Source organism: Kribbella koreensis (assembly GCF_039525325.1).
In the GTDB taxonomy this organism is placed as follows: Bacteria; Actinomycetota; Actinomycetes; order Propionibacteriales; family Kribbellaceae; genus Kribbella; species Kribbella koreensis.
Window position 1 is genome coordinate 54944 of record NZ_BAAAHK010000008.1, and the last position, 12322, is coordinate 67265.

Annotated in this window: 13 protein-coding genes; 6 read left to right on the forward strand and 7 right to left on the reverse strand. The window is 68.2% G+C overall.

Going from position 1 to position 12322, the window contains the following annotated elements; all coding sequences use genetic code 11:
• Window positions 1-63: 63 nt before the first annotated feature.
• The 4 genes from ABD116_RS18310 to ABD116_RS18325 form a co-directional block, all read right to left on the reverse strand.
• Complete coding sequence (locus tag ABD116_RS18310) at window positions 64-1224, reverse strand: NAD-dependent formate dehydrogenase (protein WP_343971128.1); 1161 nt, start codon at window positions 1222-1224, stop codon at window positions 64-66.
• A gap of 104 nt (window positions 1225-1328) precedes the next feature.
• Window positions 1329-2270 (reverse strand): LysR family transcriptional regulator, encoded by a 942-nt coding sequence (locus ABD116_RS18315; RefSeq protein ID WP_343971131.1) that lies wholly within the window; start codon window positions 2268-2270, stop codon window positions 1329-1331.
• 112 nt (window positions 2271-2382) lie between these two features.
• Entirely contained in the window at window positions 2383-3339 is a 957-nt protein-coding gene (locus ABD116_RS18320) for a hypothetical protein (RefSeq protein WP_343971133.1), read from the reverse strand.
• A 56-nt stretch (window positions 3340-3395) separates the two neighbouring features.
• Window positions 3396-3779 carry a winged helix-turn-helix transcriptional regulator gene (locus ABD116_RS18325; RefSeq protein WP_343971136.1) on the reverse strand — a complete coding sequence of 128 codons (384 nt, stop codon included), beginning with the start codon at window positions 3777-3779 and terminating at the stop codon, window positions 3396-3398.
• Between the two features lie 87 nt (window positions 3780-3866).
• On the opposite strand from ABD116_RS18325, the gene ABD116_RS18330 reads away from it, so the two are divergent.
• A complete protein-coding gene (locus ABD116_RS18330; protein ID WP_343971138.1) occupies window positions 3867-4256 on the forward strand; it encodes a nuclear transport factor 2 family protein in 390 nt (129 codons plus the stop codon).
• Here ABD116_RS18330 and ABD116_RS18335 read toward each other — a convergent pair whose 3' ends face one another.
• Window positions 4257-4970, reverse strand: a complete 714-nt coding sequence (locus ABD116_RS18335; RefSeq protein ID WP_343971141.1) for a YdcF family protein — start codon at window positions 4968-4970, stop codon at window positions 4257-4259.
• A 15-nt stretch (window positions 4971-4985) separates the two neighbouring features.
• A complete protein-coding gene (locus tag ABD116_RS18340; RefSeq protein WP_343971144.1) occupies window positions 4986-5912 on the reverse strand; it encodes an aldo/keto reductase in 927 nt (308 codons plus the stop codon).
• Window positions 5913-6037: 125 nt separating this feature from the next.
• On the opposite strand from ABD116_RS18340, the gene ABD116_RS18345 reads away from it, so the two are divergent.
• From ABD116_RS18345 to ABD116_RS18365, 5 genes are read left to right on the forward strand one after another with little or no spacing between them, the layout of a single operon-like run.
• On the forward strand, window positions 6038-6382 hold the full coding sequence (locus ABD116_RS18345; RefSeq protein ID WP_343971147.1) for a hypothetical protein: 345 nt from the start codon (window positions 6038-6040) through the stop codon (window positions 6380-6382).
• Between the two features lie 27 nt (window positions 6383-6409).
• Complete coding sequence (locus ABD116_RS18350; protein WP_343971150.1) at window positions 6410-7744, forward strand: glycosyltransferase; 1335 nt, start codon at window positions 6410-6412, stop codon at window positions 7742-7744.
• Window positions 7744-9108 (forward strand): hypothetical protein, encoded by a 1365-nt coding sequence (locus ABD116_RS18355; RefSeq protein ID WP_343971153.1) that lies wholly within the window; start codon window positions 7744-7746, stop codon window positions 9106-9108. The genes ABD116_RS18350 and ABD116_RS18355 overlap by 1 nt, the downstream gene beginning before the upstream one ends.
• Complete coding sequence (locus tag ABD116_RS18360; protein ID WP_343971155.1) at window positions 9105-9818, forward strand: hypothetical protein; 714 nt, start codon at window positions 9105-9107, stop codon at window positions 9816-9818. Before ABD116_RS18355 ends, ABD116_RS18360 begins: the two co-directional genes overlap by 4 nt.
• Before the next feature lie 2 nt (window positions 9819-9820).
• Window positions 9821-11122: a hypothetical protein gene (locus ABD116_RS18365; protein WP_343971158.1), complete on the forward strand. Its 1302-nt coding sequence runs from the start codon at window positions 9821-9823 to the stop codon at window positions 11120-11122.
• A gap of 215 nt (window positions 11123-11337) precedes the next feature.
• Here ABD116_RS18365 and ABD116_RS18370 read toward each other — a convergent pair whose 3' ends face one another.
• Window positions 11338-12168, reverse strand: coding sequence for an alpha/beta fold hydrolase (locus ABD116_RS18370; protein WP_343971161.1), 831 nt, complete (start codon window positions 12166-12168; stop codon window positions 11338-11340).
• Window positions 12169-12322: the final 154 nt, after the last annotated feature.

Sequence of the window (12322 nt, forward strand, 5' to 3'; positions counted from 1 at the left end):
GCCGGGCGGTTATGCCCGCGTCTCACGTGATCCCGGTTACGTGCGACGTGATCCCGGTTACGTTCAGGACCTGGTGGAGTACGAGTGCGCGCCGGTACCGGCCAGCCGGCCGCCGTCGACGATCAGGTACTCGTCGCGGATCGGCGTACCGGCGAAGAAGGACTCGAGGATCTCGCGGGTGCCGGCGGCGTACCTGGTCTGAGCGGACAGGGACGAGCCGGAGATGTGCGGGGTCATTCCGTGGTGCGGCATGGTCCGCCACGGGTGGCCGGCCGGGGCGGGTTGCGGGTACCAGACGTCACCGGCGTACCCAGCGAGCCGACCGCTCTCCAAGGCGCGGACGATGGCGTCGCGGTCGGCGATCTTCGCGCGGGCGGTGTTGATCAGGTAGGTGCCGCGCTTCATCGTGCCGATCAGCTTGTCGTTGAACAGGCCCTCGGTCTCGGGGTGCAGCGGCGCGTTGACGGTGACGACGTCGCAGTACGGCACCATGCTGGCGGCGTCGGGGTGGAAGGTCAGGTTGAGTTCGCGCTCGATCGACTCGGGCAGGCGGTGGCGGTCGGTGTAGTGCAGTTTGACGTCGAAGGGTGCGAGGCGGCGCAGTACCGCCGTGCCGATGCGGCCGGCGGCGACCGTACCGACATGCATGCCTTCGAGATCGTACGAGCGGGCGACGCAGTCGGCGATGTCCCAGCCGCCGTCGAGGACGACCTGGTGGGACGGGAGGTAGTTGCGGACCAGGCCGAGGATCATCATCACCACGTGCTCGGCGACGCTGATGCTGTTGCAATAGGTGACCTCGGCAACGGTGATCTTGCCGGCGATCGCGGCGTCCAGGTCGACGTGGTCCGAGCCGATGCCGGCGGTGATCGCGAGTTTGAGGTTGGGCGCCTTGGCGATCCGCTCGGCGGTCAGGTACGCGGGCCAGAACGGCTGTGAGATGACCACGTCGGCGTCGGGCAGTTCTTGGTCGAGTACCGAGTTCTCGCCTTCCTTGTCGGACGTGACGACGAGGGTGTGGCCCTGGCTCTCCAGGTACTCGCGAAGGCCGAGCTCGCCGGAGACGCTGCCGAGCAGGGCACCCGGGGTGAAGTCGATCGCCTTCGGGGTCGGCGCGGTCTGGCCGCCCGGGTAGGACGCGATGACCGGGATGTCGTCGCGCGCGTAGGTGGTCGGATAGCCGTCCTTCGGGTCGTCGTACAGCACGCACAAGACCTTGGCCATGATGGGCAACTCCTCAACGTCTGAAGGGGATTCGGTCCTTCAACAGTGCTTCTCGAGGGTGGCCGCGGTCCAAGACTTGCTTGCTATCCCGGGATAGGCGCGCGCTATCGGGTGAGCTGGCCACCCATCAGGTGGACGTCGAGGAGTTCGTCCAGTGCGGTGTGTACGCCGGCTTGGCGGGCGACGTCGAGGAGGGCGCGGGCGAGGACGGGTTCGGGGCTTCGTGCGGCGATCACCAGGCCGACGCGTGGGCCGTGGGCGGGGGATTTGAGCGGTACGACCTTCATACCGGCGGGTACGCCGAACATGTGGAGCCAGGCGTGGGAGATGACGGTGCTCCAGTGGTTGCCGCGCAAGTGGCTGTAGAGGCCGGAGACGGTGTCGCTCTCGATCGCGGGGGTGGCAGTGACGCCGTCGTCGGTGAAGTAGCCGTTCATGATCCGGCGGTTGCGCATCTGGGGTGAGAGCAGGCAGAGGGGTTGTTCGGAGACTTGGGCCCAGGTGGCGACGGGGAGTTCGGCGAGGTCGCTGGTTTCGGGGGTGAGGAGGAGGTAGCGCTCTTCGTACAGGGGTGTTTTGCGGACTTGGCCGAGGGTGTCGTCGTCGAGGTAGGTCATGGCGACGTCGAGTTCGAACTCGGCGAGTTTCTGGGTGATGTCGCGCGACGAGAGCGACTCGAGGGTGACGCGGGCCTGGGTGTGGCGGGCGCAGAACGGGGTGGTCAGGAGCGAGACGACGGGCATGGCGGTGGGGATGGCGCCGAGCCTGAGGGTGCCGGTGAGGCCGCCGCGCATGACGGACAGTTCGTGTCGCAGGGCGTCGCGTTCGGCCAGGATGCGCTGGGCCCAGAGCAGGACGCGTTCGCCTTCGGGTGTGAGGCCCTCGAAGCGGCGGCCGCGGCGGACGATCGGTACGTCGAGTTCTTGCTCGAGTTTGCGGATCGCGGCGGACAGCGACGGCTGCGAGACGTAGCAAGTGTCAGCCGCGCGGGCGAAGTGCCGCTCCCGGGCGAGTGCGACGAGGTACTCGAGCTGACGCAGCAACATCGCCCCTCAACCCCGCACCCGGCCGTAGCCAGCATACCGTTCACCTGTATACATAATCCAACACTACGCGCTCAGTCGTGCCCCGGGAAGACGCGGCCGTCGCCGAATTCCTTCAGCTGAACGGCACCCAGCGGGCGCGCAGTACGCCGTCGGCATCGGGAAGCACGGCTTGGGCCAGCGGGCGGTAGCCGTCAGAGGTCGACGAGACGACAAGCGCCCCGACCGCCTCGCCGGGAATCACCAGGCCGGCGGCTTCCTCGACGCGTTCGGTGTGGATGGCTCCGGTGCGGTCTACCCAGATCAGTTCGCAGCCGAGCTCCATCGACGCCGCCTGCGCACGGACGGTGTCGAAATCAGTCGAGCAGTCCGGCCAGATCTCGACGATCGCCCGCGGCGCCAACCGCCGGCGTACGGCGTGGAGGTGGCCGGGTTCGACCCGATGCCACCGGACGCCGTTCCGAACGAAATGCTCCGCCAGCAGCACGGCTCCATGCCCCTCGGCGAGCGAGGCGACCTCGGCCCAGAAGGCGTCGTCGGCGGGCTGGGCCGGACCATCGTCGTCCAGGTCGTCGTAGGGAGACCGGTCGATCCGAACCGGGAACAGGCCGGCTTGCACGGTGACTTCCAGGGCGCGTTCGCAGTACGTCGTGCTGCCGATGTACAGGTATTGGTCATAGCCGACCTGGACGCAGAAGCGGTCCTCCACCTCGAGTTGGCACCACGCGCCATGATCGCGAAGCATCGCGCGAACCAAGGCGAGTCCCACCTCGATCGACACGACGGCGCCGTCGAAATAGTCACTCAGGTCGGGCGCGAACAGCCCCGCCAGACCGTGTCCCTCGATCGGAGGCTCGAGCCCGAAGGAGACGAAGGCGGGGATGTGTGGATCGCGGACGGTCAGTTCGGTGACACCGCTCTCGGCGGCGAACGAGGTGACTGCCGACAGATAGGCGCTTTCCTGGGGTCCGTGGTCGCTGGTCGTCACCTCGGCGCCGACGTACCGGCCCTGGTCGTCGCGGTCGGCTGGGTCGTACTTGGTGACCTGGTAGACGTACGGCAGATTCGGCATTTGCCGATGGTTGCAGGGCTTGTGAGTCGCCGCCTCTGGTTTTGCCGTCCGTTTCGTCAGCGGTCGTCGTAGGCGTCGCGGGCTGCCAGGACCTCGGGGATGTGTTCTTCGGCCCAGCGGCAGAGGGCGGTCAGGGGGCCTTGGAGGGTGCGGCCGAGGGGGGTCAGTTCGTATTCGACCCGCGGCGGGACTTCGGAGTACGAGCGCCTGGTCACCATGCCGTCGCGTTCGAGGTCGCGCAGGGTGTCGGTGAGGACCTTGCCGCTGATCCCGTCGAGGGCGGTGCGGATGTCGCCGAACCGCAGCGGGCCGTCGTCGAGCACGACCACGGTCATCGCGGTCCACTTGTTGGCGATCCGGGCCAGTGAGGTCCGCGACGGGCACTGGCTGGACAGCACGTCCCAGTTGCGTCCCGCCGGTGGAGCGTAAGTCTTCGGCATCAGGCCCCATTAGTTACGTTGAAGTTAATGGTCACCAATAGTAAGTATTGGCCACTGCAAGGGCAAACAACCGATCTGGAGGATCTCATGAGTGACCCGGTGGCAGTGGTCCAGCAGTACTTCGACGCGCTCGCGGCGAAGGATTTCGCGACGGTGGCGGGCTTCCTCGCCGACGACATCGTCTGGCACCAGCCCGGCGCCAACCAGTTCTCCGGCGTACGGAGCGGCGCGGGCGCCGTGAACGCGATGATCGGCGGGATGATGGAGATCAGCGAGGGGACCTTCGAGCTGTCGCTGACCGCACCCCCGATGCTCAACGGCGATCTCGTCGCCGCGCCCATCCACTTCACCGCCAAGCGCGCGGGCGCCGACCTGGCCCAGGACGGCGTAGACCTCCTGAAGGTCACCAACGGCAAGATCGTCGAGGCCTGGCTCTTCTCAGCGGACCAGCCGGGCGAGGACACCTTCTGGGGCTGATCAGCCACCCGCGGGCCGGATCAGTGCGGGGTACTGATCCGAAACCCTGCGGTATGCCTCTTCTACTGCGGCCGGCGCGTCCACGTGGTCGATGAAGTCCCGGCCGCGTGGACCGTAGCCGTCCTCGTCGTCGCGGAGCCGCCGGATCTCGCCCAGCACCAGCGACGCGAACCGCTCACGCTCCCAGATCACCGGCCCGCCGGCCGCGGCCGCGACGCCGTACGGGGTAATCGTCGGGATCACCGGGGCGAAGCTGATCAGCTGGGTGCCGGGGAGGTCGCGGAACGAGCGGACGAACGACGCGTGCGTCCGCCGCTGCATGGTCGGGTCCTGCACGAGCAGGATCCGCTGCGCCCGGTCGACGAACGGCCGGGTGAACTCCGCGTTCTCCCCACAGTTCGTCGACCGCTCCTCGACCTCGATCACGTCGGCCGATACGCCGTACTCGCCCGTCAGTAGCTCGCTGAAGATCTGCGACTCGGGCCGCAGCACCTCCTGGCCGACCTTCGCCAGCAGGTGCTGCGTCGAGTGCCCGATCCCACCGCTGACCACGATCCGCGGCACCAACCCATGTCGCCAAACCCGCGCAGCCAGCTCCACCGACTCCAGCACGGCGCTGCCCATCAGGACCAGCAGGTCAGCGTCAACCGGCTCAGCAACATCCCGCCGGGCCAGGTAGCCGGCAATCAAGGTCAGCTCCGCGTCGAGGTCCACGGCGTCAAGTCTGGGCTAGTCGGAGGGGATGGCGTCGAGGGTGGCTAGGTCGGCGGGGGTGAGGTGGATGCGGCCTGCGGCGATGTTCTCGGCCAGGTGGATGGGGTTGCCGGTGCCGGGGATGGCCAGGACGTGGGGGCCTTTGGCCAGGGTCCAGGCGATCCGGATCTGGGCGGGGGTGGCGTCGTGGGCGCGGGCGATGGTGGCGACCGGGTCGGAGTGGGCTACTCCGCCTTGTTCGCGGCCGGTGGCGGTGACGGCGAAGAAGGGGACGAAGGCGATGCCCTGGGCGCCGCAGGTTTCCAGCATCGTGTCGTTGACGCGGCCGAAGCCGACGCCGTAGCGGTTCTGTACTGCGACCACGGGCGCGATCTCCTGCGCCTGGGCAAGGTGCTCGAGCCGGACGTTGGACAGCCCGAGGTGCTTGATCAGACCAGCTGTCTGCAACTCGGCCAGTACGCCGTAATGCTCCGCGACCGAATCGAGCCCGGTCTGGCGGAGGTATACCAGGTCCAGCGTCTCCAGCCCGAGTTGGCGGAGATCGTGCTCGACCAGCGCGCGCAGCTGGTCCGGCCGGGCCAGTCCGTGCTCCGTCGGGCCGACCTTGGTGGCGATCGTGAGCTCGCCGGAGTACGGCGAGAGCGCCCGCCGGACCGCGTCGTTGGCCCACTCGAGGCTGTCGAAGCCGTGCTGCTCGCCGGCCCGGCCGACCGACGGATAGAAGCCGGCCGTGTCGAGGTGATCGACGCCGAGGGCAACGGCCTGGCGCAGCAGCTCGATCGCCTGCTCGGGGCTGCTGCCGAGGCGTTTGGTGCCGAAGCCGATCCGGTTGACGGCTTGCCCGCCGAGCCGCCAGACTCCGGCCTCGTTCGGGGACTTGCGCTCTGCTTCATCAGATGCTAGGGTTGAGACGAGATCTGTGTTCACATCTGTTCTATGCATGTGGATAGGATAAGGCCCCGCTCGCTTCCGGTCTAGTGCCGTTTGCTTGCCAGGGGCATATTTTTTTTGGGCCGAGCGCCGGAAACCATGGTCTCGATCGCCCCTCTGCATGGGATTCTTCGGCAATGAATTCGGAGATGGTCGCGGCCGACCCGGGCCGCCACATGCTCAGTACTTATCGGCACGGCTGGGACGAGCAGGGGCAAGCCGTCCAGGCGCCGGTCGAGTTCCGGGAGCAGGCCGCTGGCTCGCGTGAGTCGCTACGGCCGCCGCAAGACGAGGACGCAGCTCGTACGGTCGAGTTGGGCGGTACCGAAGTACTGGTTGCCGCATCCCTGCTCCGGGAGCTCTCCGCGCGTCTGCGCGATGAGGCTGCCCGTGGCCTGATCAGCCCGGACGCCGAGCAGTTGGCGGCTGTGTCCGACGAGCTGGTCGAGCGCTTCTACACCGCCGCCGGCCTGCGCGGCTGATCGAGAACACCGGAGGAACGAAACAGCATGTCCGATCCCTTCGAGGGTCTACCGAACACCGGCCGTCCGTTGCGAGTACTGGCTCTCGCTGACAAGTGGTACGGCGGTGGGCCGTTCGCGGTGAACCGTGAGGTCGCCCAGTCGCTTGCCCGGATGGGCCACCAGGTCACCGCCCGCGTCACCACCCCGACCGACCTGCACCGGCTGGTCGACATCCAGGTGCTCAAGCCTGTCCCGGGTATCACCGACACCCGGGCGCAGTTGCTGCGCGCCGACGGTCTGCCGCCGGACATCGACGTGATCCTCGGCCACGGGCGGTTCTCCGGTGGCGCGGCGGGCTACCTGCGGGACAACTTCTACCCGAACGCCAAAGTCATCCACTTCATGCACGTCACGGCTGACCAGATGGACCGTGGCCGCGGCAACCCCCAGCAGTCCAACGAGCACACCATCACCGAGCGGGCGCTGGTCGAGCGGGCCGACCTGGTGGTCGGTGTCGGGCCGCTGCTGACAGAGGAGGGTCGCCGGCTGGCGCGGATGTGCGAGAAGCCGCCGCCGGTCGTCGAGCTGAAGCCCGGCATGGTGATGGAGTCCCCGGCCTTCCACGACCCGAACCAGCGGATCAAGAACCTGCTGGTGTTCACTCGGACCGACGACCCGCTGAAGGGCGCGGACATCGCGGCGCGGGCAGCGGCCGAGTTGCGGGCCCGGGGCCTGCAGGTCCAGCTAACGATGCTCGGCGCGCGGTCGGCCGAAGTAGCGGAGCAGGAACGGATGCTGTCCGACATCGCCGGGTTCCCGGTCCGGGTGCGCGCCTACACCAAGGATCTCGAGATCATGCGGGGCGAGATCCGGAGCGCGGACCTCGTCATGCACACGGCTCGCTGGGGCGACTACGAACTGGCCCCGCTGGAGGTAGCCGGCTACCGGGTGCCAGTGATCGTCGGCAACCACACAGGCGTCGGTATGGACCTCAGTGACCCGAACAGCGTGCCGCAGGGCATCGGCGACCCGGCAGTGGTCGACACCACCGGCCTGTCGCAGGACAAGTACCACCTGGCCTTCGCGGACAAGGCGGAGTGGCACCTGCGCAACCCGGAGGAGTCCAAGGCGTCGGCCGTCCGGCTGGGCGACTACTTCGAGCAGAACCGGAGCTGGGACCACGGGACCGCCGGGCTGGTGAGGGAGATGGACAAGCTCGGCATGATGCCGGAGCCGGAGCCCGGCCAGCCGATCAAGGGCCCGGCCGACATGAGCCGCTTCCTTGGTACCGGCGGTGCGGTCGACTTGTCGAAGGGTGATGGCGCCCGCGAGAAGCCGGCGACCGTCACCTCCATCAGCCGGCCGACCGTGGAGCGTTGATGGCGGGCAGACCCTGGGTGCTGGTCGACATCGACGGGGTGCTGAACCCGGAGAAGAACCAGGCCGAGCGGGGCTTCACGCCGTACCGGCTGAAGGGTGAGGAGTACCTGGTCTGGCTGCATCCCGAGCACGGGCGGATGCTGAACGAGCTGGATCGCGAAGGGCTGGTCGACCTGCGCTGGGGGACCACCTGGAACGACGCCGCCAACCGGATGGTCGGTCCGGCGATCGGGCTCGACCGGCGCTGGGAGTTCGTCAACATCGACCGGGCCGCGGCCGGGCCGGTGCGGTTCGGCCACAACTGGAAGGCGGTCAGCGTTCGGGAGGGGGTCGGCGATCAGGCGTTCGCCTGGCTGGACGACGCGATCACCGAGCCTGATCGGCTGTGGGCCGAGGATCGGGTCCTCGACGAGGGCATCCCGACGCTGCTGATGCCGATCGACCGGAATGTCGGGCTGCAGCCTGCGCATCTGGATGAGGTGCGGCATTGGGCTCAGAGTGTCTCTGAGCCGTCGCCGGTGAGTGCTGAGCAGTTGCTGCGGCGTACGCCGGACCTGGCGGCGGATCCGGTGGCAGTGGCACGGGCGGAGTGGCTGGCGCGGACGGTGGCGGCTCTGCCGGACACGGTTGCTGCTGGCAACGGTGTGGTGAGTCGTAGCGAGTTGGCGTTGTCCGTGTGGGATCGGACGGGGCATGCGGTCACTGCGGAGTACAAGGCTTCTGGCGGCGGTAGGCCCGTGGATGACTTTGTGCGGCAGTCTCTGCGCCGGTATGGCCGGGGCCAGGGGGATGCGGCGGTGGCATGGGCGGATAGGGCGGCCTTGCGGGCGTCTGCTCCGCATGCCGGGCATGTCCGGCCGGTGGGACCGCATGAGCACCGGCTGGTGTTGCCGGCTCAACCTGGTCGGGAGCACGGGTACCAGGTGCAGGCGTTGATCGACTCGGCCGCTGCGGTGATCGGGACGAATCCGGAGTGGCAGCGGGTGCAGAAGTCCGTCCAGGTCGGTGCGGACGGGCCGACGATGCTGGTCAATCTGCGGGCGGATCGGAAGACCACGTCGACCGGGTTGACCCTTGCCTTCGGCAACGCTGGGGCTGTCGAGCGACCGTACGAGGAGTTGCTGCGCGGTGGGCCGGAGGCTGCGCTGGAGGCTGTGCGGACGGCCACCGACTATGAGATCGAGCCGCTTCAGCAGGTCGTACAGGGCGCGCAGGCAGATGCGCAGGGGTTGCGGCTGTCGCCGTTGACTGACCCTGCGTTGCTGCCGCCTGGAGCCGCCCGGCCTGGAACTACAGTGCGAGCCGAGAACAGCCGCTGGACCGGTACGACCGGCCAGCAGAACACGACGAGGACGATGGAATGACTTTCGACCAGCCTGAGCGCAAGAGCCTGGCGCAGCAGTCCGTGGACGACTGGGAGGCGCTGCGCAGCGTGGGGGAGCTGTTCCCCGGAACCCCTCTGGCGGACAGCGCCTCGGAGCTGCCCGCCTGGCCGGAGAACCTGCAGGGCACGCCTGTGGTGCTCGCTGTTGGTGCCGCTGGCTTGGTACTGCGTATCGCGGCGTCCACCGCGCGGGACCTCGCCCTGGTCGTCACCGACGACGTTGCGGCGGCGCGCGCGGTACTGGACTCGCTGGGACGCGAGGACGTGAATGTAACTGCGGAGGCCTCAGCGGTTGCTGAAGTACCGGGTGAAGGCCAGGTGCGCTGGATCGGCGCGGGGCGGGACACCAGTGCACTCGCAAGTCTCATCGACTCGGAGGTCGTCGGCCGGCTGCGAGTTACGCAGCTGCAGGTTGACGGGGGAGCGGGACCGGTACTGGAGGCCGCGGCGGCTGGACGGTTGAAACTCGATCTTGTAAGCCCGAACCCGGACGATGGGGAGCTGGGGCCGGCAGTGGTCGTCGCTGGTGGGCTGGCGCTGCCGTTCGTCGACTTCAGGCAGGTACCGGTCGGGGTGGACGCGCTGGGACGGTTCCAGCCGCAGCAGGGCGGTGTCGTCCTGTGGTGGGGCGTTAGCACCGAGGCTGGGGCGTTGCAGGCCTGGCTCGACCGCGTCGACGGCGGTAGGTGACCGTGGCGATCGAACGAGAGCTCCCGCCGCTGGCGGCGATCAGCGATGCGTACGGGCTGAAGGACCAGGCGGACCGGGATGCGGTGGAGCGGATCTACAACGCGTTCCGGGCCCACCACGCGCGCTTCGTCACGTCGATCGCGCGGGACATGCTGCGCGACCTGCGCCGAGAGGTGGCGGCCAACCCGCACACCAGGGTGGTGTTCCTCGGCCGGGACGGCTACAGCCTGTCCGTGGCGACTCGGACGCTGGACCCCGAGTTCTTCTCGGCGCACTGCCATGACGCTGTCCTGTCCCGGGCGGTGGCGGAGGCCGCAGTGCAGGACCTGGAACAGAACGGCGGCAAGTCCTTCCCGGAGATCAGCGGGTACCGGGAGAACACCGCCAGTGTGTCCGCAGAGGACGTTGCTGGGTCTTACCAGCAGCTCACCCGCTACCTGCGCGGTGCAGGCGTCCCGGTCGGTACGCCGGGCAGCCGGGTCGTACTGATGGACAGCTGTCTCAAGGGGACGGTGCAGGAGCTGCTGTCGTCGGCGTACCCGGAGACGCACTTCGAGGGCCGGTACATGTTCTACGACGGCATCGCGTCGGATCCGCACCCCGGGACGAAGCGGGGGTACGTGCTGCACCGTGACGAGGGCATCGGAGGCGGTATGAAGGAGCTGCCGCGTGATCCCGGGCTGACGTTCGGCAGCCTCGCCGCGATCCGCACGATCGAGAACTCCCTCCAGGGCCCGCTGAGCAGCCCCAAAGCCCTGGACGAGTCAGGGCCGGTCCAGCGTCGCCTCACCGAGGAGCAGGACCGCACCTTCGGCGTCAACCCGATCCTGGTGGACCCGCCGTACCTGAACCCGGTGGTCCGCGAGGCCTGCAAGGTAGCCGGCCTCCGAGCCGTCATGGACGCCGCAGCCGAAGTCCGCGACGGCGCTCCCCTCGACACCACGGCCGTCCAGCAACAGTTCACCAACGACGTCCGAGCCTGGCTCACCCACGCCCCAGCCCAGGACCCTGAACTCAAGCTCCTCCTGGACAGCTTCGTCCACCGCGACGACCACCGAATGATCCGCCAGGTCGACAAAATGCTCCACGAAAGCACCCTGACCCCAGAAGCCCACCACCAGGTCTGGCAAAGCTTCGAGGTAGCCCAAACCCTCCAGGAAAAACAGGCCGTACTAGCCAACGTCCAAGCCATAACCCAACAAACCAAGCCGCCAACCGCTCAGACCGCCGCCACCGACACCTCAGCAGCCCAACACCCCGGCCGCACCACCCGCCACCCCAACCAGTCCTTCGAAGTCGGCTGACAGCCGGTGCCGGGCCGCCAGATCGATGCCTGACCAGCGGGTCCAGGAGGCGCGCCCGGCAGGATTCGAACCTGCGACCAACTTCAGTTCGCACCACGAATAGCCCCACGTCCGTGGCCCAGCCGGCCACGCCCGGCGCTAAGGCGGGGGTGGGAGCGCGCGTAGCGACGGCGGCTCGGACTCGGCACCTTCTCCCACCCGTGAGTTATCAGCGCTCATCGAGTGGTTTCACGTACCGCCCGCTCGATGAAGGAGACGGTCGTGTCCGGGTGTGAGACGAACACCATGTGGGAGGCGCCTTTGACCGTCTGTACCGTCGATCCCGCGCGCTTGGACATGTACCGCTGGGCCGCGGGCGGGATGATCTTGTCGGCGCCGCTGATCAGGGCATAGCTCCGGATCGTGTGCCACGCCTGCTCCCCCAGGATCGGCTCGGTGAGTGCCACGTTGGTGGCGGGGCGCTGGGTAATCGAGTAGAGCGCGGCGTCCTTGGCCGGCAGGTCGGGCGCGAAATTCGCACGGAACACAGCGGGATCGATGTAGAGATCGACCACTCCGTCCGGCAGCGGCACCGCCTTGAGGGACGCGTCCACCGTGCTGCCGGGGAACTTGTCGGTCAGCTGCGCCACAGTCTCTCCGGTCTCGGGGATGTACGCCGCCACGTAGACCAGCGCCTTGACGTTCTTGTTCCCGGTGGCGGCCGTGGACATGACGACCCCACCGTAGGAGTGGCCGACCAGCACGATCGGACCCTTGATGCTGTCGAGCAGGGCAGAGAGTTGCGCGGCGTCGGACGGGACCGCTCGCAGCGGGTTGGCCGCGGCGACGACCGGGTAACCGTCCTTCGTCAGCCGCTGGATCACCGCGTTGAAGCCGCTGCTGTCGGCGAACGCGCCGTGGACCAGGACGATCGTGGGCTTGTCCGCCGGAGCGTGGCCTTGGCCGCCCGGGCGGGCGTCGGCCGTCGTGACGGCGAGCATGCTGACGCACGCGGCAACAACTGCTACCGAGGCCCCGACGAGGGCCGTGAGTCTCTTGCTGATCATGATTGCGCTCCCTCTGGTCTAGTCCTGCATCCGGAGCCCGCTGGAGCCCCGGGGACGACGCTAGGGATCGCCAGTGGACGGGTTGTGGACAGACGCGGCGCGGTCGGTGTTCCCGATGGAGCCGTACTGGAGGGACGCCGGCGAGCCGATCAAC

Bases quoted from the DNA above. Each gene is read 5' to 3' on its own strand.
- ABD116_RS18310 (WP_343971128.1), bottom strand. From the start codon at position 1,224: ATGGCCAAGGTCTTGTGCGTGCTGTACGACGACCCGAAGGACGGCTAT.
- ABD116_RS18340 (WP_343971144.1), bottom strand. From the start codon at position 5,912: ATGCATAGAACAGATGTGAACACAGATCTCGTCTCAACCCTAGCATCT.
- ABD116_RS18370 (WP_343971161.1), bottom strand. From the start codon at position 12,168: ATGATCAGCAAGAGACTCACGGCCCTCGTCGGGGCCTCGGTAGCAGTT.
- ABD116_RS18315 (WP_343971131.1), bottom strand. From the start codon at position 2,270: ATGTTGCTGCGTCAGCTCGAGTACCTCGTCGCACTCGCCCGGGAGCGG.
- ABD116_RS18350 (WP_343971150.1), top strand. From the start codon at position 6,410: ATGTCCGATCCCTTCGAGGGTCTACCGAACACCGGCCGTCCGTTGCGA.
- ABD116_RS18325 (WP_343971136.1), bottom strand. From the start codon at position 3,779: ATGCCGAAGACTTACGCTCCACCGGCGGGACGCAACTGGGACGTGCTG.
- ABD116_RS18330 (WP_343971138.1), top strand. From the start codon at position 3,867: ATGAGTGACCCGGTGGCAGTGGTCCAGCAGTACTTCGACGCGCTCGCG.
- ABD116_RS18345 (WP_343971147.1), top strand. From the start codon at position 6,038: ATGAATTCGGAGATGGTCGCGGCCGACCCGGGCCGCCACATGCTCAGT.
- ABD116_RS18360 (WP_343971155.1), top strand. From the start codon at position 9,105: ATGACTTTCGACCAGCCTGAGCGCAAGAGCCTGGCGCAGCAGTCCGTG.
- ABD116_RS18355 (WP_343971153.1), top strand. From the start codon at position 7,744: ATGGCGGGCAGACCCTGGGTGCTGGTCGACATCGACGGGGTGCTGAAC.
- ABD116_RS18320 (WP_343971133.1), bottom strand. From the start codon at position 3,339: ATGCCGAATCTGCCGTACGTCTACCAGGTCACCAAGTACGACCCAGCC.